This window comes from Halococcus morrhuae DSM 1307 (genome assembly GCF_000336695.1).
Lineage (GTDB): Archaea > Halobacteriota > Halobacteria > Halobacteriales > Halococcaceae > Halococcus > Halococcus morrhuae.
Map to the genome: position 1 here is coordinate 45,432 of NZ_AOMC01000152.1, position 19,712 is coordinate 65,143.

Annotated in this window: 24 protein-coding genes and 1 pseudogene; 9 read left to right on the forward strand and 16 right to left on the reverse strand. The window is 65.6% G+C overall.

The window, feature by feature from the left end; translation table 11 throughout:
- Positions 1 to 5: 5 nt before the first annotated feature.
- Positions 6 to 1,286 (reverse strand): glutamate dehydrogenase GdhB, encoded by a 1,281-nt coding sequence (gene gdhB / locus C448_RS12980; protein WP_004055442.1) that lies wholly within the window; start codon positions 1,284 to 1,286, stop codon positions 6 to 8.
- 163 nt (positions 1,287 to 1,449) lie between these two features.
- On the opposite strand from gdhB, the gene C448_RS12985 reads away from it, so the two are divergent.
- Together C448_RS12985 and C448_RS12990 are read left to right on the forward strand one after the other, a co-directional pair.
- On the forward strand, positions 1,450 to 1,902 hold the full coding sequence (locus C448_RS12985) for a MaoC family dehydratase (RefSeq protein WP_004055443.1): 453 nt from the start codon (positions 1,450 to 1,452) through the stop codon (positions 1,900 to 1,902).
- Positions 1,903 to 2,033: 131 nt separating this feature from the next.
- Positions 2,034 to 3,797: a PGF-CTERM sorting domain-containing protein gene (locus tag C448_RS12990; protein WP_004055444.1), complete on the forward strand. Its 1,764-nt coding sequence runs from the start codon at positions 2,034 to 2,036 to the stop codon at positions 3,795 to 3,797.
- Between the two features lie 64 nt (positions 3,798 to 3,861).
- Here the strand turns inward: C448_RS12990 and C448_RS12995 are convergent.
- Positions 3,862 to 4,601 (reverse strand): annotated as a pseudogene (locus C448_RS12995) (ribonuclease H-like domain-containing protein).
- A gap of 114 nt (positions 4,602 to 4,715) precedes the next feature.
- Here C448_RS12995 and C448_RS13000 point away from each other — a divergent pair.
- Together C448_RS13000 and C448_RS13005 are read left to right on the forward strand one after the other, a co-directional pair.
- Positions 4,716 to 5,033, forward strand: coding sequence for a cupin domain-containing protein (locus C448_RS13000; protein WP_004055445.1), 318 nt, complete (start codon positions 4,716 to 4,718; stop codon positions 5,031 to 5,033).
- Positions 5,034 to 5,073: 40 nt separating this feature from the next.
- Entirely contained in the window at positions 5,074 to 5,505 is a 432-nt protein-coding gene (locus C448_RS13005) for a PaaI family thioesterase (RefSeq protein ID WP_239640586.1), read from the forward strand.
- A gap of 27 nt (positions 5,506 to 5,532) precedes the next feature.
- Here C448_RS13005 and C448_RS13010 read toward each other — a convergent pair whose 3' ends face one another.
- On the reverse strand, positions 5,533 to 7,269 hold the full coding sequence (locus C448_RS13010) for an acyl-CoA carboxylase subunit beta (protein WP_004055447.1): 1,737 nt from the start codon (positions 7,267 to 7,269) through the stop codon (positions 5,533 to 5,535).
- A 108-nt stretch (positions 7,270 to 7,377) separates the two neighbouring features.
- Between C448_RS13010 and C448_RS13015 the strand changes: the two genes are divergently transcribed.
- Positions 7,378 to 7,992 carry a class I SAM-dependent methyltransferase gene (locus C448_RS13015; protein WP_004055448.1) on the forward strand — a complete coding sequence of 205 codons (615 nt, stop codon included), beginning with the start codon at positions 7,378 to 7,380 and terminating at the stop codon, positions 7,990 to 7,992.
- Here C448_RS13015 and C448_RS13020 read toward each other — a convergent pair.
- Both C448_RS13020 and C448_RS13025 read right to left on the reverse strand, forming a co-directional pair.
- Entirely contained in the window at positions 7,989 to 8,837 is an 849-nt protein-coding gene (locus C448_RS13020; protein WP_004055449.1) for a class 1 fructose-bisphosphatase, read from the reverse strand. The two genes, C448_RS13015 and C448_RS13020, sit on opposite strands and share 4 nt — an antisense overlap.
- The gene (locus C448_RS13025; RefSeq protein WP_004055450.1) at positions 8,837 to 9,631 is read right to left on the reverse strand and encodes a class I fructose-bisphosphate aldolase; all 795 of its coding nucleotides are present in this window, start codon (positions 9,629 to 9,631) and stop codon (positions 8,837 to 8,839) included. The genes C448_RS13020 and C448_RS13025 overlap by 1 nt, the downstream gene beginning before the upstream one ends.
- A gap of 113 nt (positions 9,632 to 9,744) precedes the next feature.
- Between C448_RS13025 and C448_RS13030 the strand changes: the two genes are divergently transcribed.
- Positions 9,745 to 11,184: a DHH family phosphoesterase gene (locus C448_RS13030; RefSeq protein WP_004055451.1), complete on the forward strand. Its 1,440-nt coding sequence runs from the start codon at positions 9,745 to 9,747 to the stop codon at positions 11,182 to 11,184.
- A 2-nt stretch (positions 11,185 to 11,186) separates the two neighbouring features.
- On the opposite strand, the gene C448_RS13035 is transcribed toward C448_RS13030, so the two are convergent.
- From C448_RS13035 to C448_RS13040, 3 genes are read right to left on the reverse strand one after another with little or no spacing between them, the layout of a single operon-like run.
- Positions 11,187 to 11,483, reverse strand: coding sequence for a PRC-barrel domain-containing protein (locus tag C448_RS13035; RefSeq protein WP_004055452.1), 297 nt, complete (start codon positions 11,481 to 11,483; stop codon positions 11,187 to 11,189).
- A 48-nt stretch (positions 11,484 to 11,531) separates the two neighbouring features.
- Positions 11,532 to 11,699, reverse strand: a complete 168-nt coding sequence (locus C448_RS16380; RefSeq protein ID WP_004055453.1) for an HEWD family protein — start codon at positions 11,697 to 11,699, stop codon at positions 11,532 to 11,534.
- Positions 11,700 to 11,752: 53 nt separating this feature from the next.
- Entirely contained in the window at positions 11,753 to 12,208 is a 456-nt protein-coding gene (locus tag C448_RS13040; protein ID WP_004055454.1) for a hypothetical protein, read from the reverse strand.
- A 104-nt stretch (positions 12,209 to 12,312) separates the two neighbouring features.
- Between C448_RS13040 and C448_RS13045 the strand changes: the two genes are divergently transcribed.
- Both C448_RS13045 and C448_RS13050 read left to right on the forward strand, forming a co-directional pair.
- A complete protein-coding gene (locus tag C448_RS13045) occupies positions 12,313 to 13,047 on the forward strand; it encodes an NAD(+)/NADH kinase (protein ID WP_004055455.1) in 735 nt (244 codons plus the stop codon).
- Positions 13,048 to 13,083: 36 nt separating this feature from the next.
- Complete coding sequence (locus tag C448_RS13050) at positions 13,084 to 13,533, forward strand: DUF7313 family protein (protein WP_004055456.1); 450 nt, start codon at positions 13,084 to 13,086, stop codon at positions 13,531 to 13,533.
- A gap of 424 nt (positions 13,534 to 13,957) precedes the next feature.
- Here the strand turns inward: C448_RS13050 and C448_RS13055 are convergent, their stop codons facing one another.
- The 8 genes from C448_RS13055 to C448_RS13090 are packed head-to-tail and all read right to left on the reverse strand — an operon-like array spanning position 13,958 to position 19,069.
- A complete protein-coding gene (locus C448_RS13055; protein ID WP_004055457.1) occupies positions 13,958 to 14,230 on the reverse strand; it encodes a DUF7314 family protein in 273 nt (90 codons plus the stop codon).
- Entirely contained in the window at positions 14,223 to 14,567 is a 345-nt protein-coding gene (locus C448_RS13060; RefSeq protein ID WP_004055458.1) for a DUF7315 family membrane protein, read from the reverse strand. The genes C448_RS13055 and C448_RS13060 overlap by 8 nt, the downstream gene beginning before the upstream one ends.
- Positions 14,564 to 15,352 carry a cytochrome b family protein gene (locus tag C448_RS13065; protein WP_004055459.1) on the reverse strand — a complete coding sequence of 263 codons (789 nt, stop codon included), beginning with the start codon at positions 15,350 to 15,352 and terminating at the stop codon, positions 14,564 to 14,566. The genes C448_RS13060 and C448_RS13065 overlap by 4 nt, the downstream gene beginning before the upstream one ends.
- A 4-nt stretch (positions 15,353 to 15,356) precedes the next feature.
- Positions 15,357 to 16,151 carry a cytochrome b gene (locus C448_RS13070; RefSeq protein ID WP_004055460.1) on the reverse strand — a complete coding sequence of 265 codons (795 nt, stop codon included), beginning with the start codon at positions 16,149 to 16,151 and terminating at the stop codon, positions 15,357 to 15,359.
- Complete coding sequence (locus C448_RS13075; RefSeq protein WP_004055461.1) at positions 16,148 to 17,059, reverse strand: hypothetical protein; 912 nt, start codon at positions 17,057 to 17,059, stop codon at positions 16,148 to 16,150. The genes C448_RS13070 and C448_RS13075 overlap by 4 nt, the downstream gene beginning before the upstream one ends.
- Before the next feature lie 2 nt (positions 17,060 to 17,061).
- Positions 17,062 to 17,451, reverse strand: a complete 390-nt coding sequence (locus tag C448_RS13080) for a DUF7318 family protein (protein ID WP_004055462.1) — start codon at positions 17,449 to 17,451, stop codon at positions 17,062 to 17,064.
- 1 nt (position 17,452) lies between these two features.
- Positions 17,453 to 18,106, reverse strand: a complete 654-nt coding sequence (locus tag C448_RS16945) for a plastocyanin/azurin family copper-binding protein (RefSeq protein WP_004055463.1) — start codon at positions 18,104 to 18,106, stop codon at positions 17,453 to 17,455.
- Between the two features lie 57 nt (positions 18,107 to 18,163).
- Complete coding sequence (locus tag C448_RS13090) at positions 18,164 to 19,069, reverse strand: DUF7319 domain-containing protein (RefSeq protein ID WP_004055464.1); 906 nt, start codon at positions 19,067 to 19,069, stop codon at positions 18,164 to 18,166.
- A 92-nt stretch (positions 19,070 to 19,161) separates the two neighbouring features.
- Between C448_RS13090 and C448_RS13095 the strand changes: the two genes are divergently transcribed.
- Positions 19,162 to 19,650: a DUF7321 family protein gene (locus tag C448_RS13095; RefSeq protein ID WP_004055465.1), complete on the forward strand. Its 489-nt coding sequence runs from the start codon at positions 19,162 to 19,164 to the stop codon at positions 19,648 to 19,650.
- Positions 19,651 to 19,712: the final 62 nt, after the last annotated feature.

Below are 19,712 nucleotides of genomic sequence, written 5' to 3' on the forward strand. Positions count from 1 at the left end.
TGAATCTACGGCCAGAGACCGCGGACCTCGTGAGCCGCGGCGACGCGCCGGAGACCGACGATGTAGGCTGCCTCGCGCCACGTCACGTCGTCGTGGGCCGTGTATGCCCCACGAACGTCGTTCCAGGCGGTCAGCATCTCGCTTTCCAACTCCTCGTTGACCTCTTCGAGCGTCCACGCGCGACGGTTGATGTCCTGCAGCCACTCGAAGTAGGAGACCGTGACGCCGCCGGCGTTGGCGAGGATATCCGGAATGAGAGGGATCCCGCGCTCGGCGAAGATCTCGTCGGCGCGCGTCGTCGTCGGGCCGTTCGCCCCCTCAACGATGAGGTCGGCTTGGACATCGTCGGCGTTGTCGACGGTGAGAACGTTGCCGAGGGCGGCGGGAACCACGACGTCGACGTCGAGTTCGAGCAGTTCGTCGTTCGCGAGGCTCTCGGGCGCATCGTAGCCCGAGACCATCCCTGGCTGTTCCTCGTGGGAGATGACGTCGTGCGTGTCGAACCCGTCCGGATCGCGGATGGCCCCGTTGACGTCGGCGAGGGCGACGACGTTCGCGCCGAACTCGTCGAGCAGGCGGGCGGCGTTCGCGCCGACGCTTCCGAAGCCCTGAATCGCGACCGTCGTCTCCTCGATTTCGTTGTCGTAGTGATCGATGGCCTCGCGGGCGATCACGGCGACGCTCCGACCGGGGGCCTCCTCGCGGCCGTAGCTCCCGCCGATCACGGGCGGTTTGCCGGTGACGACGCCGGGATGGCTCTCGCCCTCCTGCATCGAGTAGGAGTCCATGAACCACGCCATCGTCTGGGCGTTGGTGCCCATGTCGGGGGCCGGAATGTCTCGCATCGGACCGACGACGTCGCGCAGTTCCTCGGCGAGGCGGCGGGTGAGACGCTCGTTTTCCCGCTCGCTCAGTGCCTTCGGGTTGGCGACGACGCCGCCCTTGCCGCCGCCGAAGGGGATGTCCATCACCGCGCACTTCCAGGTCATCCACATCGAGAGCCCGACGCACTCCTCGGCGGTCACGTCGGGGTGATAGCGCAGTCCACCCTTGAACGGTCCGCGCGCACTGTCGTGGTGGGCGCGATAGCCGGTGAAGATCCGCATCTCGCCGTCGTCCATCTCGATCGGTACGGAGACCTGGTGGACGGATTTTGGGTGTTTGAGCCGCTCGACGACGCCGGGATCGACGTCGATGTGTGACGCCGCACGATCGAGCTGGTGGCGGGCGGTCTCGGCGGCGGTTTCGGGCGGGTCCTCGGACTCGGTTGGAGCTGTCGTCGTCATGATGGAATGGGTGTTCGCCGCCGGCCGATCGGGACGGCATCGGCGACCGTGCCGTAGCCGTTGGACGTCCGGCCCTATAGATATTGGTATAACTGCATCGGCAGCGCCATCATTTGCGAGCAGCGACCGATGGCTTTTGCCCCCGGCGCGCGAGCGTCCGTCCATGACGGGGCGTTACTACGAGGGATTCACCGAGGGCGAAACGATCGAGCACGACAAGCGGCGGACGGTGACGGAGGGCGACAACCAGCGGTTCTGCGACATGACGATGAACCAACAGCCGCTCCACCTCGACAGCGAGTTCGCCGCCGAGACGGAGTTCGGCGAGCGGCTCGTCAACGGGCTGTACACGCTCTCGCTGGCCGTGGGACTGACGATCCCCGACACCTCCGACGGTACCATCGTCGCCAACCTCTCGTACGACGATGTCGAGCATCCACGACCGGTCTTTCACGGCGATACGATCCACGCGCGCTCGACGGTCGTCGAGAAGCGCGAGACCAGCGACGGCGAGCGCGGAGTCGTCACGATGCACGTCGAGACGTTCAACCAGGACGACGAGCTCGTCTGTGCGTTCGATCGGACCGTGCTCTCGCTGAAACGCCCGACAGAATGAGTTCGGAATCGGCACCACCGAAAAGAATATAGTACGGTGGTGTATCATACCCATCGACGTGAACGGAGCGACGGCGGGCGATTCGATGACCGAAATCACCGGCCGTCCTCGCCGACCATACAAACGAAATCATGACACAGGACAAGCCATATCGAAGCGTGGCTCTCGTCGCGCTGGTGGTGCTCGCCGCGGTCGTCGGCGGCATCGCCACCGCGGGGACGGTCGCCGCCCAGGACGGCGACAACGCCACGAACGCGAGCACGAGCGAGGAGGAGTTCTACAGCCCATCCGGCGGTGAACCGCTGAACGTCCGCTTCAGGGACGGCGCGGCGAACACCGTCGAGTCGATCGCCGAGGGCGTACTCAATCTCAACATCGTCTACGGGCTGTTCGACGGCCCCTACGACGTCGAGATCAGCGCGCCCGGCCTCAGCGACGAGCAGATCGAGGAGGCGACCTTCGACGAGTCGGGATACGACTCGCAGGAGCTCGACCGAACGGACATCGTCGGGATGGATATCTCCGGTCTGCCGGCCGGCAACTACGAGTTCACCGTGAGCGTTGCCGACGGTGAGGCCGAGCAGACGGTCCCCCTCGAAGTCACCGGCGACGACGGCGCAGTGGCGAACGAATCGGCCGATGCAGCGAACGAAACGACCGAGACGGCAAACGAGTCGGCCGACGGGGCGAACGCGTCGGCAAACGAAACGACGACCGGCGCGACGAACGAGACGACCGCGAACGCGTCGGCGAACGAAACGTCGAACGCGACGACGGCCAACGCGACGGGCGAGACCGAGATCGGCACCGCGACGGCAACCGGGGCTGACGCCAACACCACGATCACGGCCGTCCCGAGTGCGCCGAACACCAGCGCCAACCACACGGTCTCGACGGTCGTCGGCGCGGATGCGGCGGGCAACCTGAGCGAGCTCACGATCAACTACGGCGAGAGCAACGCCTCGATCGGCCTCGTCGGCGGCAGCATCTCTACCGCCACGCTCGGCGGCCAGAGCGTCGTCAACAACACGACCGCGCCGACGATCGGTGCTCAGGGCCAGAACCTCACCATCGGCTTCGACGGCACGGTCGACGCGAGCGAGGGCGACCGGCTGAACGTCACCTTCGGCGGCGTCACCAACCCGCCCGAGGCCGGCGACTACACGGTCGGCGTCGCGGTCAACAACGGGAGCAGCCAGAACACGACGTTGACCGTCGGCGAGAACGCGACGGCGGGCGCGGCGACCGAAACCGAGATGGGCAGCGGATCGGCGGCCGCGACGAGCGGCAACGCCTCGATCACGGCCGATCCCTCGGCAGCCGGCAACGAGAGCACCAACCACACGGCGTCGATCGTCGCCGGGCCGAACGCGACGGGCAACCTGAGTGAGCTCACGATCGACTACGGCGAGAGCAACGCCTCGATCGGCCTCGTCGGCGGCAGTATCACTACTGCGACGCTCGGCGGTCAGAGCGTCGTCAACAACACGACCGCGCCGACGATCGGTGCCCAGGGTCGAAATCTCACCGTCGGCTTCGACGGCACGATCTCCGTCAGCGAGGGCGACCGGCTCAGCATGACCTACGGCGGCGTCACCAACCCGCCCGAGGCGGGCAACTACACAGTCTCGATGACGCTCAACAACGGCAGCGTCCGGAACGCGACGCTCGAGATCACCGAATCGACCGCGCCCGCCACGACCGCCGGCGGCGGAGCCGACACCGCAGCGACCGACGGCGGAGCGACGACGGCAACCGGCGGCGAGACCGCAGCCGGCACCGCCGGTGAAACGGGCGGCGGACAGGCGACCGAAGCGGGCGGTCCGGGCTTCGGCATCGCCGTCGCGGTCGTCGCGCTGCTCGGTGCGGCGCTGCTTGCAACGCGACGCAGCTGATCACAACTTTTCGACGAACGTTTTTCTCGGCGAAAACGGATCGGAGACGGGATCGCTTGTGAGGTCAGCGCTGTTCGGTACCACCGACGAACACCGACTCGTGAAGGCGGCGCGTAATGGTATCGAGCAGTGATTTGAGATTTACTGTGTCGGCGCGATTGTACGAAACCAGCGTGTCGAGGGCGTCCTCGTCGCCACGTTCGTATGCATGCCAGAGCCGGACTGCGTCCCGCCCGGAGATATCCGGTCGGTCGCGCTCGATCGAGCGGCCGACGTCCTCCATCTCGTCGCCCGCACCCGTCATCGCNACATGACGTCGAGATGTGGCTGCGCGATGTCGAGATCGAACGAGCGTTCGAGGAAGGGAACGTCGAAGCGCTTGCCGTTGAACGATACCAGCAGATCGGCGGCGTCGAGTTCGCGTCGGACGGCCTCTCGTGTGAGATTTTCGCCGCGGACGAGCGTGGTCGTCTCGCCGGCACGGTGAAAACTGACGGTCGTCACGTCGCTGTGGCGAGCGTCCAGACCGGTGGTTTCGATATCGAAAAAGCAGGCGTTCCCGCGGAAGTTCTCGTAGAGCCGCCAGCGACTGCCCGAGGGGAAAGCACGGTCGAAAAACGCCGCATCGCCGGCCGCGAGGCGGTCGCGGGCGCGGTCGATGTAGTCGATGATGTTGTCGCCCTGCACGTCGCCGACGGACGACGGTTCGAAGTCGTCCCAGTGGGTGATCCCCTCGCGCCAGAGCCGGCGCTCGGTCTTCTCGCCGACGCCGCGCACGGGCACGAAGCTGTTCTCGATGCGCACGTGGATACAAGGCGACGGTGACGCCTAAGCGTTGCTCATGGAGCGTGCGGGCGCGCAGCGGGCGGCGACCTGGCCGGCAGTGCGCATTTCCGTCCGGCCCGCCAACCGGAAGTGATGTCACACACGAAAGTGAACTACGGAGAGACCGAGACGACGTACGGAATGCACTTCCTCCGAGAACCGCTCGACTGCGAGGCTCATGGTGTGACCGTCGTCGACGCCGAACCTGGCTGGGAGGGCCCGGAGCACGAACACGGCGACGAGGACCACGAGGAAGTGTATCTCCTCGTCGAGGGCGAGGCGACCATGACCGTCGAGGGCGAGGAGCTGTCGCTCGAAAGCGGTGACGCGGTTCGGGTCGCGCCCGGCGCGACGCGACAGGTGACGAACGGCGACACCGAAAGTCAGTTCGTCATCACCGGCGCGCCGTAATCATCGAAACCGGTATCCACAGTCAGAGTCGTTCACGACCGTGAACGAGACGCATTTTCGGAAGTTAGAGCGGATGTATCAGCGTGCGCCCATCAACGCCGACGAGGAGACGAACCTCACCGTCGCCGAGGGCACGGCGACGCTCGACGTCCCGGTTTCCTCGGAGAGCCATCATCCGCTCGGCGCGGTCCACGGCGCGGTATATTTCAAAGCGCTCGACGACGCGGCGTTCTTCGCGGCCAACTCGCTCGTCGAGGACGTCTTCGTGCTCACGACGAACTTCACCATCCATCTCGAACGCCCCGTTTCCGACGGTACGATCCACGCCGAGGGGCGCGTCGTCAACGACAATCCCAACCAACTGATCGCCGAGGCGGTCGCCCACGACGACGCCGGCAACGAACTCGCGCGTGGCTCCGGCGTCTTCCAGCGAAGCAACAGCGAACTCACCGCCGATATCGGCTACGAGTGAGCGATCACAGCGCTCGATACCGGTGATTCAGAGGATCGTACCGTGTTTCTTGTCGGGCAGCGATTTGTCGATCCCCTCGTAGAATTCGAACCGGGCGGCGAGCTCCTCGCGAAGCTCGCTCGGCGGGACGATGTCGTCGATGACGACCTCGCTCGCCATCCGGTGAGCATCGATGTCCTCGCGATACTCCTCACGGAGTTCGGCCTCGCGTGCGGCGCGCTCGTCGTCGTCCTCGATATCGTCGAGGCGGTTTCGATAGACGGCGTTGATCGCCGCTTCGGGACCCATGATGGCGATCTCACCCGACGGGAGCGCGAGCGTCGATTCGGGCTCGTAGGCCGGTCCGGACATGGCGTAGATGCCCGCGCCGTAGGCCTTCCTGACGACGACGCACTGCTTTGGTACTGTCGCCGAGGAGGTCGCGTAGATCATCTTCTTGCCCTGTTCGAGGATGCCCTCCTTTTCGACCCCCGAGCCGGCCATGAACCCCGGCGTGTCGCAGAGATAGAGCAGCGGGATGTTGTAGGCGTCACAGGTCCAGATGAACTCGGCGGCCTTCTCGGCGGCGTCGGGGAAGATCGCGCCCGCGCGCTGGGCCGGCTGGTTCGCGACGATCCCCACCGGTCGGCCGTCGATGCGCGAGAACGCCGTGACGATCTCCGGGCCGTACTGCTCGCGGAGTTCGAGCACCGAACCCTGATCGGCGACGCGATCGATGAGTTCGTGCATGTCGTAGCCGCGGTTCGGACGCTCGGGCACGACCGAATCGATGCCGGCGGGCGAGCGCGACGGCGGGCGCGAGTCGGATCGCGGGGGTTTCTCGTCGGAGTTGTCCGGCAGATAGGTGACGAGTTGAGCGACGAGTTCACGGGCGTGCTCTTCGTCCTCGGCCACGAGATCTGCACTGCCGGATTCGGCGGCGTGGACCTGCGCACCACCCAGCTCCTGGAGGTCGATCTCCTCACCGGTGACCATCTCCACCATCCGCGGGGAGGCGATGGCCATCGCGCTCATCCCCTCGACCATCACCGTGAAATCGGCGAACACGGGCGTGTAGGCCGCGCCCGCGATGCAGGGGCCGTAGAGCACGCAGATCTGTGGCACGCGCCCCGAGAGCATCGAGTGGTTGTAGTAATATTTGCCGATGCCTTCGCGATTGGCGAAGAATCCGGTCTGTTGATCGATGCGCCCGCCCGACGAATCCATCAGATAGAGGACCGGCTTGCCGGTCTTGAGCGCGCGCTGCTGCATGCGGAGGAACTTCTCGACGCCCTTTCCGGCCATCGAGCCGGCCTTCACGGTGAAGTCGTTGGCCATCGCGTGGAGCGTCCGTCCCTCGAACTCGGCGGCCCCCGTGAGCAGCCCGTCGGCCGGCAATTGGTCCTCGCTGTCGAAGTTGGCGAACTTGCCGTCCTCGAAGGCGAACCCGTCGTCGAACCAGAGATCGAGGCGATCGCGGACGAACAGTTTGCCCTGATCGTCCAGGCGGTCCTTGTACTTCTCCGGTCCCCCCTGCTCGATGTCGGCGATCTCCTCGCGAAGGAGTTCCTCGCGCTCGGTCGGCCCGTCCGTGGTCGACGCCCGTGATCCGCCCGCTCCGTTCGTTGCGGATCGATCGTCGCTCGCCGGCGGGTCGGCGGTCGTCGCGGGCGCGTCACCGTCGCCGACGTACACCTCGATCGCCGTCCCGGTGTGTTCGGCCAGCGCGCTGCCGATGACGCGTGCCTCCTCGTCGCTCGCCCCCTCGCCGATGCGGATCTCCATACCGATACTGTGCAATAATTGCGGAAAGACTTTTCCATGTCGTCGACCCGACCGGATCGAACGCGGACGGCGAAACGGTTTGTCCATCGGCCGTGTCGGTACCGACGAATGACGGGCGACAAGCGCGCCATCAGGGACGGTTACGACGCGATCGTCGACGAGTATCTGGCCCATCGCACGAGCGAGCACGCCGATCGACCCCATCTCGACTGGCTATGCGACCGGCTCGCCGACGGCGCACGGGTTCTCGACGCCGGCTGTGGCGCGGGCGTGCCGGTCGCCGAGCGCTTGGCCGACGATCACGACGTGGTCGGCATCGATCTCTCGCGTGAACAGCTCCGCCGTGCCCGCGAGGACATCGAGCAGGCGGGGTTCGTTCAGGGCGACATGAGCGCACTCGGATTCGCCGACGACAGTTTCGACGCGATCTGTGCGCTCTTCTCGTTGATCCACGTCCCGCTCGACGAACACGCCCGCGTCGCGGCGGCGTTCCATCGCGTGCTGCGACCCGGCGGACTCGCCGTGGCCACCGTCGGCGGCGACGAGGGCTGGAACGGCAACAACCCCGATTGGCTGGAGACGGGCGTCGAGATGCGCTGGAGTTTCCCCGACACCGAGACGAGCGCACGCCAGTTCGCCGACGCTGGGTTCGAAATCCGCGAAACACGATCGATCGAGGACAGTACGTTCGAACTGTTGTTCGCCGAAAATCGCGAGAACTAGCCGTCGAGCGTCGCTTCGAGCCGGTCGATCAGCGCCTCGTTGCCGACGTGAACCGGAACCCGCCCGTGGAGTCCGTCGGGTTCGACGTCGAGCAGCGAGCGATCGCCGTCGGAGGAGCGTCCACCGGCCGATTCGACGATGTACGCGATCGGGTAGCCCTCGAACTGGAGGCGGAGTTTCCCCTCGGGAGCCGAGTCGAGTGCCGGATAGGCGAAAATCCCGCCGTAGGTGAGCACCTGGTTCACGTCGCCGATCATCGCGCCGCCGTAGCGGAGCTTGAGCGACGAATCCGATTCGATCTCGCGAGCGTAGTCGGTGAACTCGTCCGTCCAGTCGGGCACACGTCCACCAAATCCGTAGACGGTCGGCGCGTCGGGCAGCGAGACGTCTTCGCTCACCGTGTGGCGCTCGCCGTCCTCGACGACGGACTCGGTCGCGGTGCCGTCGACGGCGGTCACCATCGTCGTGATCGGACCGTAGAGCGTGTAGGCCGCCCCGACGAGATCGTGGCCGCTGGCTGGGAGCTGGGCGTCGTAGATCCCGACGATCGTCCCCATCGTGTTGTTCGGCTTGATGTTCGAGGAGCCGTCGAGCGGATCGACCGCGACCGAGAGCCCCGACCCGTCGCCGACGACTTCCTCGCGTTCCTCGCTCGCGTAGCTCCCGACACCGTCGATCGCGAGCAGGCGCTCTTCCAGGAGCTGGTCGGCGTGGACGTCCGCCGCGAGCTGCTCCTCGCCGCTCGGGTTCTCACCCTCCTGGTACTCGCGCCGGCCGACGAGCCCCGCGCGGATCTCGGGGGCCGTCTCGGCGATCGTCGTGAAGACCGCCTCGATGGTGTCCATCACGAGAGCGCGGCGTCGACGGACCGTCCCTCGTGGATGACCGCTTCGAGCGCATCGAGCAGCTGCGTCGGGTTCTCGCGCTGCCAGATGTTCCGGCCGACGGCGAGTCCCGCACCGCCGGCGTCCATCACGGCCTTGACGTTCTTGAGGAACGCCTCGTCGGAGACCTTGGAGCCGCCGGACATGACGACCTTCGCGCCGTTCTCCCCGCCGGCGGCCTGGACGGTGTGTTCCATCGCCTCGCGGCTACCGGGGGATTTGACCTTCGCTACGTCGGCACCGAGTTCGAGCGCCTCGCGTGCGGCGTAGGCGATCGTGTCGGCGTCGGAGGCGTTTCTGAGCCCCTGGCCACGGGGGTACGACCACATCACCATCGGGATATCGTGTTCGCGGGCGGCCTCCTGGGCGTCACGGAACTCTTCGGCCATCTCGATCTCGCTGTTCGAGCCGCCGTAGAGGGTGAACCCCACGGCGTCGGCACCGATGTCGGCGGCGTAGTCGACCGTACAGTTTACCGCACTGTCGGGCTCGCCCATCCAGAGGTTCGAGGTGCCGTTGAGCTTCGTCAGCAGCGAGACGTCGTCTTCGTAGGAGGGGTAGTAGCCCTCGGCGAGCCCCTTCTGGACGGCGACCGAGGTGACGGCGTCGTGGGTCGCCACGTCGAAGACGGTCTCGGGAGCCATCCGTTCGGGATGCTCGGTGAAGTCAGAGGGACCGTGTTCGAGACCGTGATCGTAGGCGAGAATCAGGATCTTGCCGTCGCGTGCGAGCGGCGAGTCTTCGAGCGAGAGCATATTCGAATTGTCCACCGACAGCGACAAATAGTTTGCGTGAGAGCAGCGCCCGCCGGGGACGACCGCCGAGAACACGCAGACTATAAACATGGCTCCCCCAGAGCGGACGGACAATGAGCACCGGCATCACGATGGCCTCGATGTCCTCCTATGCGATCTTGGGCTGTGGCAGCGTGGGCTACGCCGTCGCCGAGGAGCTCGTCGACGAGGACAAGGACGTCCTCATCGTCGACGTCGACGAGAGCCGCGTCGAGGCCCTCCGTGACCAGGACATGAACGCCAAGACCGCCGACATCGCCGACGAGGGGGTGCCCGAGGCGGTCGCCGATCGGGACGTACTGCTCGTGCTGTCGACGGATATCGAGGCCAACGAGGCGGCCATCGCCAACGTCCGCGCCCGCGGCGACGAACAGTTCGTCATCGCACGCGCCTCGGATCCGGTCACTGCCGACGAGCTCCGCGAGGCGGGTGCCGACGCCGTCATCAACCCCTCGACGGTGATCGCCGACGCCGCGCTGCGCGCGCTCGAAACCGGCGAGCTCGAACACAAGGCGGGTCTGCTCGCCGACGTGCTCGACGGTACCGAGCATCGTCTGGCCATCCTCGCCAACGACAACCCTGGCCCGGACTCGATCGCCAGCGCGGTCGCGCTCCGGGCGATCGCCGACGCGCGCGGCATCGAAGCGGACATCCTCTACGAGGGCGAGATCGGCCACCAGGAGGACCGCGCGTTCGTCAACCTCATCGGCGTCGACCTGCAGGCGCGCGCCGACGTCGACTTCGAGCAGTACGACACGCTCGCGCTCGTCGATCACGCCCAGTCGATGGAGGAGACGATCGACCGCCCGATCGACGTCCTCATCGACCACCACGAGCCCGACGGCGACTACGAGGCGGCCTTCTCGGACGTGCGCGCGAACGTCTCCTCGACGTCGACGATCATGACGAAATATGTCCAGGAGTTCGATCTCGGCCTCGACGACACCGTCGCGACCGCGCTGCTCTACGGCATCCGCGCCGAAACGCTCGACTTCAAGCGGGACACGACGCCGGCCGATCTGACCGCCGCCTCCTATCTCTACCCGTTCGCCGACCACGACACTCTCGAACAGGTCGAATCGCCGTCGATGTCGCCCGAAACGCTCGACGTGCTCGCCGAGGCGATCGGCAACCGCGAGGTCAACGGCTCGTATCTCGTCTCGAACGCCGGCTACATCCACGATCGCGACGCGCTCGCACAGGCCGCCCAGCAGCTCCTGAACCTGGAAGGGGTGAGCACGACCGCCGTCTTCGCCATCGACGACGAGCGCATCACGCTGTCGGCGCGCTCGAAGGACATCCGCATCAACATCCGCAACGTGCTCGAAAGCGCCTTCGAGGAACACGGCGAGACGGTCGGCCACTCGACGGACGCGACGGTCTCGATCCCGCTGGGCATCTTCACCGGCATCGAGACGACCGACGACAACCGCGAAACGCTGCTGGCGCTCACAAAACAGGCCGTCCGGCGAAAGCTCTTCGACGCACTCGGCGTCGACGACAACGGAAATTAGACTCAGACCGCAGCTTCGTTTTCCGTCTCCTCGCTCGGTTCGCGCAGGCGCTCGATCGCCTCGGTGACGAGAACGATATCACCAACCGACCGCACCCACCGGAACGGGACGACGACGCCGCTGGCAGTGCGCGCACGCCCGGCTAGCAGTTCGCGGTTCAGTCCGCCGACCGCCAGGCCGGTGACGATTTCGCGATCGAGATCGAGGCGGACGTCCTCGACCTCGCCGACGAACAGACCGTTGTTCGAGTAGACCTCACGGCCGACGAGCGAGTCGATTTCGGCTTCCGTCGCATCCATACGCGAACGTACGCCGACGGGGACTTAACTGTTGGCGAGTTCGACCGGCTACGACTCGGCGAAGGGGTTGTACGCACCGTTGATATCCCACTCGTGGATGCAGTGGCTGCGACCGCTCTCGACGATCCGCCAGTTGTCGGTCGCCTCGTCCCAGACGTCACGACGACCGCAGCGTTCGCATTCGCGCTCGTCGGGCGGGGTAGCTGTCTCGTTCATGCGAGCCGTTCGCGTCCATGCACATCAACCCCACGAACGGGAGCGGACGGTCATCAGAAATCGGGCAGATCGTCCGGCGCGTCGTAATCGGCCTCCCAGTCGATGTACTCCTCCTTGAGCACCTCACAGACGAGCTGGCCGAGCTCGGTGAGTCCGGCATTGATCGAGGAGACCGCGCCCCACGAGTCGAGATCCGGATGGAGATCGCGCTCCTTCCAGTCCTCGGGCAGGCCGGGGGCATGGTAGCCGACCCGGTCGGCGAAGTCGTCCCAGAAGAAATCGAAGCGATCGACGAGCCCGAGATCGCGAACGATAGCAAACTCGCGTTCGTCCATCTCGGTGTCGGCCGCCCAGTGCTCGAACGCCTCGTCCCACGCGCCGGCGTGGAGGAAGGATTCGAGTTCGTCGCGGCGATACTCGTCGCCGCCGACGTCGGCGTCCTCGTAGGCGTCGGCGTCGACGCCGGCTTCGAGCGTCGGCGGTGGCGGCGTCTCGACGGCGAGACTCATACGGAGCGATGGCGGCCGGCGCTGATAAAGCGTTTCCCGTCGCCGTCGCGCGAACGTTGCCACGAGCCCGCAGTCTTTTGACCGGCCGGCCACAACCGATCGCGATGAGTGACGGCGAGGCGGTCGACGAAACAGGACGACCGGACATCGCGGTGCTCGTGTCCGCCGACGGGGCGGCCGATGTCGTCGAGACGATCCGGGCCGCCGGCGGCGTCGCCGGAACCGCCACCGCGGAAACGGTCGCCGGAACCGATCTCGTGATAGCGCCCGCCGGCGATGCGATCGCCGAGCTCGCTACAGCGGACGTTTCCACACCTGTCTTGCCGATCGCCGACGATCTCCGTCCCGAAACCGCCAAACGGCTTCTCGACGGACGGTATACGGTCGCGGAGCGGCCGCTCGTCGCCGTCGAGACCGCTGGCGGGGCCGCTCACGCTCTCTTCGACGTCACCCTGGCGACGGCGGCCGCGGCGACGATCTCCGAGTTCTCGCTCAATCGGCCGGATCGGAGCACATCGATCGCCCGATTTCGTGCCGACGGTGTAGTCGTCACGACGCCAGCGGGCAGTCGTGGCTACGCTCACACGGTCGGCGGACCGATCGTCGCCCCCGGGAGCGACGTGCTGACCGCCGTCCCGATCTCGCCCTTTGCGACCGACCCCAATCACTGGGTCGTGCCGCTGGCTGGGCTTTCGCTCACCGTCGAGCGCGACGACGCCGACGTGGAGCTGCTGGTCGATGGGCGGACGGTCGAGACGGTCGAGCCGGGAGCGACGGTGGAGCTGGCGCGCGCCGGAACGCTACCGATCGTCTCGTTGCCCGATGGCGACCGGGAATGAGAAACCTTCTAATGGAGTCGCGTTGGACGATACCCTATGAATCCGCTCTCGCTGTTCGGCCCGGTCGATGCCGTGCTCGGTAGCGGCGAGCCACCGCTGATCGTCTACGTGCTCGTCGTCCTCGCCGTGTTGAACCTTGCGACGCGTGCGCTTTCGCACCGCTCGAACGTCTCGCAGGCGGACGAAGGCGGTGCCGACGCCATCGAGCAGCATCCCGCCCACATCGCCACCACCATCCTGCTCATCCTCGGCTCGTTCTACCTCGGCACCGTCGAACTCCACTCGGGGATGGTGCTGTCGGTGCTCGTCGTTGGGATGTTCGTCACCGACTTCTTCGAGCTCGAAGCCAGACGCGTCGAGGTGCGCAACGACCGCGAGATCGGCCAGCCGAAGGCAGCCGTCGCCGCCTCCGTGCTCGTCGTGCTCTATGCGGCCTACCTCAGCGTCTTCTTCGTCATCGCCCCGCTGTGGAACGCGGTCGTCTGAGACGACGCAATCGATCGAACCACCGGTCGAGAACTGTTTTGCAACGCCGTCGGGATGAGCTGTTTCTACTCTTCGCTTAACGAGCCGCGGTCAGCACGCGCCCGTGCGTGGCCCAAGCGGGCTCTGGAGCACAGCGAGCGCAGACTCGTGAGAGCTACGCTCTGATAGTGGATGAGCAGCGGGTGGAACGAGCGGAGCGATTCGGCTGGGAGATGTGACTGTCATGATGTGGTTGACGGTAGACTGGTAGCCGAACCATCTGTGTTCTCAACGAATCAGATTGGTTCTGTAAGCCGGACGACAAACACCTGCAGGACGATCTCAGGCCTGGAAGCTAGTGCGTCATCAGACCATCGAGAGTAGTGAGGGCATCCGCAATCGCTGCTCGTAGAACGTCGCGACCGACAGAAAATGCAGTATCGAATCAGTTCGACGAGCGGCGGTCGCGCAGCGCGGCACGGGCCTGCCGGCCGGCCGGGATGAGCACCCAGAAGGTGATCGCGCCGAAGATGGCGAACCAGAACAGCGCCTCGCGCAGGGTCAGCGCGATGTTGCCGTAGATCGCGGGATCGGTCGGAACCTCGGCGATGAGCTGCGTGCTCTCGAACCCCTCGGTCGTGTACCAGCCGGAGAAGACCATCCAGCCGAACAGCCCGCCACAGAGGGTGGCGAGCCCCTTGACGAATTCGTCACTCATTGTCCGAATCTCCACCGCTGTCGTCTTGAGCCTTTCCCATCCCCTCGGTGCGAAAGCGCGTGCCGAGGACGTAGATGCCGGCTCCGAGCGCAATGAAACCGATACCGACGAGCGCGCTCACGAGTGTGAACAGACTCCCGCCGGCGTCCGCGAGCCCGATCGTCTCGAACAGTACCGAGAGCGGTCCGGCACCGCCGGTGGCGGCGTCGAGAAAGCCGAATCCCAAAATGACGCAGACGATCGCCAGCAGCGTCGAGAACACCGTCACCGCCTTGTAGGCGCGCAGCGGGACGACGATCTCGCGCGACTCGCTCGCGCCCTCGCTGTCGTCGCTCACCGCGGTGGCCGCAGCCGGTAGTACCGCCGGTTGAGCTCGAACATGTAGCCCTCACGCATCGCCTTCAGAATACCGTAGGTGATGAACCCGGCCACGAACGGCAGGAGGAACGTCAGGTCGAACAGCAGGTGGACGTTCACCCACGCCGGCCAGAGGTTCTTGATCGACAGACCGCTGATCATCACGGCGAAGACGACGCCGAAGACGCCGACGGCCGACCAGAACGGCTGCTCGACGGGCCGGCGCGCGCTCCCCTTGTTCAGGAACGGTACGAGGGCGATGAACCCGACGACGACCAGGTTGGCGAGCACGCCGTAGGTGGCGTCCTTCATCAGCTTCTGGCCGCCGAGGATGGCGAGATCGGGGTTCAGCGGCCCGAGTTTCAGCAGGCCGAACGACCAGTAGAGATACCAGTCGGGCAGGATGATCGCCGGCGTCGTCGACGGATCGGCCGGCGCGCCGAGATGCGGCGGCAGCGCGGCCGCCAGAAAGAGGATCAGGCCGACGAAGAAGCTCGTCAGCGAGAGGTTGCGGATCATCTCGTGGGGCCACGTCGGGAACGCGAGCACGTCACGCTCGACGTAGCTCGATTCCGTTCGCAGATCCTGATCCTCGCGCCGAGAGCGCTCGAAATACTCGTAGGTGAGTCGTGAGAGCCCCTGGCGGCGCTCCTTACGTTCGCGCCACGTCGGCGTCTCGTCGTCCGGCGCGACGATGCCCGCACCGTCGGCGGCGACCTCCTCGGTGGCGTCGTTTCTCTCGTCGGTGTCGGTAGTGTCTGTCATTGTACTAGTGTGGCTCCGCGATCCCCTGCATCCAAACGATCCCGATGTGGACGGCGATCAGCGACGTCACGACGAACGGCAACAGGAAGACGTGTAACAGATACATCCGCATGAGCGTCGCCTGTCCGAGCGCGAACCCGCCGAAGATCAGCTGGGCGACCCACTCGCCGATCAGCGGGATCGAGAGACTCATCTCGACGCCGATCTGGCCCGCCCAGTAGGCGAGCTGGTCCCACGTCAGCAGGTAGCCCGTGTAACCGAACACCATCGTCAGGCTGATCAGAACGATGCCGAGGATCCAGTTGAGCTCGCGCGGCTCCTTGTACGCGCCGGTGAAATACACCCGCAGCATGTGGAGGAAGACGGCGGCGGTCATCACCTGCGCCGCCCACCGGTGGAGGCTCCGGAGGAAGAACCCGAAGTTGAGATCGGTCATGATCATCGTCAGCGCGTTGTAGGCTGCCGACGGATCACCGGCGGTCGATGGGGCGTAATAGAACCCGAGCAGCGCGCCCGAGAGCGCGGCGACGACGTACGCGATCGTCGAGAAGCTCCCGAGCGCATATAACGGGTACCAGTACCAGAACTTGTTGTCGAGGTTGTACTGCTCGGTGTGGCTCTTCGGCATCTGGAGGTTGACCTTGTAGTAGAGGTTCTCCAGGACTTCGAGATAGTCGACGATGCGCAGGCGCTTGTCGAGCCACATCAACACCGTGAGATACGTGCTCTCGATCGGTGTCAGCTCCTTCTGTTCCATCCAGCCCGCGTGATCGTGTTCGTCGGGGCGTTCGAGGCTCATGCGCTGCTCTCCCCGCCGCTACTGCCACTACTACCGCCGCTTTCCCCGCTGTCCTCCGGTCGCGGAAGCGAGGTGAACTGAAGCTTCACGGGGTTGAACGGGTCGTACACCGACTGGTGGCAGGGACAGTAGACGTCGTTCGCACCGCCGAACTTCGCGCTCTGGGCCGAGGACTTGAACCCCGGCACACAACAGAAGTGGGTACACTTGTTCAGCCACGCGATGAACCCCTTCTCGGTGCTCGCCTTGACCCACTCGGGGTGGTCGCTCTCCTTCGCGAGATCCTCGATGCGCGTGCTCCTGAGGATCTGTATCGGGGCCGTCTCCTGGGGCGGGAGATCCTCCGATCGCCAGCGACCCATCGCCGGCTTGCCGAGCCCGTCCTTGCCGATGTCGTTGCCCCACGATTCGTAGTCGTCAAAATCGCTGACTTTGAGCTTGTCACCGGCGCTCAGATCGCTCATCCAGTCGTAGCTCGTCGAGGCCGACTCGGAGACGCGGAAGAAGTTGTCCTGATCGGCGTCGGGCGCGATGCCGGCGTACGTCTGGACGCCACAGTACTGGAACCACTCGCTGGAGTAGGTGATGCCGCCGAGCTGCGTCTCCGCGATCTTCACCTCCTCGTTGTCGACCGTCTTCGTCTTCACTTCCGGCCAGACGCCCTTCAGATAGCCGTCCGAGTCGATCTCGATCGGTATCTGTGGCATTCCGCGCGGTGCCGGGCCGGCGATGTTCTCGATACCGAAATACTGCGTCGCCCCGCCACCGGAGCCCGAGGAGGTGGTGGCGTATTTGATCCCGGTCGCACCGGTGATGCCGGTCGCGCCGAGCGCCGATGCACCGACGACGCCCTTCACGAACCGTCTGCGTCCCGATTCAGCCGGATAGCTGTCTTCGTCTTCTGGCATTGTTATTTCTTGTAATACGGATAGACCGCTCGTTTCACACTGTCCCACATCCCGCCACCGGCCATGCTCGTCCCCTCCATCTGCTCCTCGCGGATGTAGAGGTCCTCCCACTTGCGCCGGCGCTTCTTGACGATCATCACGTCCGGGAGGAACTCCTTGCGGTAGAGCAGGAGGACGAACGCGAGGTCGACGAAGACGACCGCCAACACCGCGCCGAGATACATGTTGCCGACCTCCCTGGTCCCCCAGCCGTTGATCAGTCCGTAGGCAAACAGACCGACGAACACGACCTCGACGATGGTGAGCAACACGATGGCGACGGCCGCGGCGGTGCTCTCTCTGGCCGGTTCGTAACGGTGAATATCGCCGTATGTACTGCCTGACGTGGACATTTCAGTTTCCTCCCTTCGCGTTCGGTGATTCGCCGTATTTCACGGCGAAGAACGTGTAGACCAGCGACAGCACCATCATCAGGATGGTGGCGATCCCGACGAAGTGCGCCTGGAAGGGAACACCCATCTCCTCGGGGCTCGGCTCCTCCGCCCCGCCGCCACCGCTGCTACCACCGCTCGAACCGACCTGAATGGTCCCGACCATCCCCGCCGACTCGTGCGGTACACAGACGTACTCTTGCGCGCCGGCCTCCTGGAAGGCGGGTGTCGTGTAGCTGAACCCCTTGTCCTCGATCGGCTCGTGGCCCCAGTCGCCGTTGCTCGGGCTCACGTTGTGTCCGTCCGACTCCCAGACGAACTTCACCTTGCCACCCGTCGGGAGCGAGAGCGTCTCGGGTTCGAACTTCAGCGAGCCGCCGGGGCCGACCTTTACCGTCTTCGTCGGGCCACCGCCGCCCCCACCGCCCCCGCCGGCACTTTGATTGCCGCCACCGCTTTGGTTGCCACCGCCGCCGGAGGCGTTGCCACCCCCACCGGAAGCGTTCCCGCCGCCACCGCCGGACGCATTGTCCTGCTGTGCGGCGGCGGTCCCGCTGGCGGCGGCTGAACCACCTGCCGCGGCGCTTGCTGCCAGCAGAAAATCCCGCCTGTTCATGTGTATCCACACTCTGGACTGGCTTCGCATAAGTCCACCGGATGCGGGTATCGCGCCTCAGACGGAGGAGGCCGAATCGTCCAGCTCGTCCGTCTGTGGGTCGTCGTCGGTGCCCTCGACGGCGGAAGCGTCGGCCGGCTTGCGATAGCGCTCGGGGAGAAAATCGGGACGCTCGTCGGAGCCGATGCCGACCGCACGCAGCCGGTCGCGATACTCCTCCGAACGGAACTTGTCGGAGAGCCGCGCGTTCGCCACCTGGACGAACAACAGGAGGGCGAAGAGGACGAACACGATCCCGGCGACCGGCGCGAACAGCGTCTCGACGGGGAAGAACACCCACGCAACGATGAGTCCAAGCCCCGCCAGCAGCTGGGCGACGGCGACGAGCTGGAGCATCCAGTTGCCGAGCTCGCCGCCACCCTCAGGGACCGCCGACGGCTCCGGCAGTAGCTCCCCCTCCGGCGGTTCCGCGACGTCGTAGTCGTCCATCGAGCAGAGCGCGACGGTCGGTTTGACGTCCCGCAACACGGTGCCACGCCCCTCGACGCTACCGTCGGGGTAGACGACGGCGTAGCCCTCGTCGGAGTAGGCGAGCAGTCCGTCCTCGACGCCTTCGAGCCTGGCGAAGACGTCCCGTTCAGCGATGCGGTTTCTGAGATCGGCCTCGACGCGCGCGAGGAGTGCATCGCCGGTGATCCAGGAGTCGGCATCGAAGGCCGCCTCCCACTCGTCGGCGCTCATCTGGGCCATGTCGGTCGGCCCGAAATCGTCGAAATCGTACGTCTCATCGACCCGCTGGCGGAGCTGATCGGTCGATTCCGCCGCGTCTGCGTCGGTCGCTGCGGATTCACCCTCGTTCCCGGTGTCGGCTCCCTCACCGACAGCGGTACGGCTGTCGGCGTCGGTGCCGCTCTCATCTGCACGCTCGTCTCCCTCGTCCGCCGTGGGTCGGGAGTCGGCCATCGTCTCTCGTACGTCACCGACCGGGTTAGGCTTTCCGACCGCCAGCGCACGGGTTTCGGCAGCCTTTAGCGCCCGCGACGGCGATCTTCGCCATGTTCGGGCTGACCGACGCGACGGTGGCGACGATCGTCGCGATACTGGTCACGGCGAGCTTTCCCTGCTTTCTCTACGGTGCGTGGATCATGATCGACACCGAGAAGGTGACGTGGGGCGTACTCGTCTACCATCTCAAGTTCATCGTCACCGGACTGACGCTCACGACCGTGCCGCTGCTGGTCTGGATGCTCCCTCGCCTGTTCGGCCAGCTCGGCGGTGCATCCGCCCTGCACGCCTTTCTCGGGCTGCAGGCCTACGCGCTGCTCGCCTTCGCCTTCACGGGGATCGTCCGCATCTTCCGGGCGAAACGGAAATACAACCTCTATCACGACTACGACGAGGACGTCCTGCTCTCGGAGATCGGCTCCGATCGGATGGACCACTGGCGGACCCGGCTGCGCATCGGCGTCTTCGGCTACGTGATCCTCTGGCTGCTGGCCTATTTCGTCGGCATCGCTCGTTACGTTCTCGCCTATCTCGTCTGACGAACGTCACACCGTCCGACCTCCATCGGACGGTGGATGCCACGTGCAGCCCCGCCGGCTGC

Coding starts and splice junctions, on each gene's coding strand:
- C448_RS12990 (WP_004055444.1), top strand. CDS start 2,034: ATGACACAGGACAAGCCATATCGAAGCGTGGCTCTCGTCGCGCTGGTG.
- C448_RS13050 (WP_004055456.1), top strand. CDS start 13,084: ATGAATCCGCTCTCGCTGTTCGGCCCGGTCGATGCCGTGCTCGGTAGC.
- C448_RS13020 (WP_004055449.1), bottom strand. CDS start 8,837: ATGGACACCATCGAGGCGGTCTTCACGACGATCGCCGAGACGGCCCCC.
- C448_RS12985 (WP_004055443.1), top strand. CDS start 1,450: ATGACGGGGCGTTACTACGAGGGATTCACCGAGGGCGAAACGATCGAG.
- C448_RS16945 (WP_004055463.1), bottom strand. CDS start 18,106: ATGAACAGGCGGGATTTTCTGCTGGCAGCAAGCGCCGCGGCAGGTGGT.
- gdhB (WP_004055442.1), bottom strand. CDS start 1,286: ATGACGACGACAGCTCCAACCGAGTCCGAGGACCCGCCCGAAACCGCC.
- C448_RS16380 (WP_004055453.1), bottom strand. CDS start 11,699: ATGAACGAGACAGCTACCCCGCCCGACGAGCGCGAATGCGAACGCTGC.
- C448_RS13040 (WP_004055454.1), bottom strand. CDS start 12,208: ATGAGTCTCGCCGTCGAGACGCCGCCACCGCCGACGCTCGAAGCCGGC.
- C448_RS13000 (WP_004055445.1), top strand. CDS start 4,716: ATGTCACACACGAAAGTGAACTACGGAGAGACCGAGACGACGTACGGA.
- C448_RS13075 (WP_004055461.1), bottom strand. CDS start 17,059: ATGCCAGAAGACGAAGACAGCTATCCGGCTGAATCGGGACGCAGACGG.
- C448_RS13070 (WP_004055460.1), bottom strand. CDS start 16,151: ATGAGCCTCGAACGCCCCGACGAACACGATCACGCGGGCTGGATGGAA.
- C448_RS13090 (WP_004055464.1), bottom strand. CDS start 19,069: ATGGCCGACTCCCGACCCACGGCGGACGAGGGAGACGAGCGTGCAGAT.
- C448_RS13095 (WP_004055465.1), top strand. CDS start 19,162: ATGTTCGGGCTGACCGACGCGACGGTGGCGACGATCGTCGCGATACTG.
- C448_RS13080 (WP_004055462.1), bottom strand. CDS start 17,451: ATGTCCACGTCAGGCAGTACATACGGCGATATTCACCGTTACGAACCG.
- C448_RS13010 (WP_004055447.1), bottom strand. CDS start 7,269: ATGGAGATCCGCATCGGCGAGGGGGCGAGCGACGAGGAGGCACGCGTC.
- C448_RS13045 (WP_004055455.1), top strand. CDS start 12,313: ATGAGTGACGGCGAGGCGGTCGACGAAACAGGACGACCGGACATCGCG.
- C448_RS13055 (WP_004055457.1), bottom strand. CDS start 14,230: ATGAGTGACGAATTCGTCAAGGGGCTCGCCACCCTCTGTGGCGGGCTG.
- C448_RS13065 (WP_004055459.1), bottom strand. CDS start 15,352: ATGACAGACACTACCGACACCGACGAGAGAAACGACGCCACCGAGGAG.
- C448_RS13025 (WP_004055450.1), bottom strand. CDS start 9,631: ATGCTCTCGCTCGAAGACTCGCCGCTCGCACGCGACGGCAAGATCCTG.
- C448_RS13030 (WP_004055451.1), top strand. CDS start 9,745: ATGAGCACCGGCATCACGATGGCCTCGATGTCCTCCTATGCGATCTTG.
- C448_RS13015 (WP_004055448.1), top strand. CDS start 7,378: ATGACGGGCGACAAGCGCGCCATCAGGGACGGTTACGACGCGATCGTC.
- C448_RS13035 (WP_004055452.1), bottom strand. CDS start 11,483: ATGGATGCGACGGAAGCCGAAATCGACTCGCTCGTCGGCCGTGAGGTC.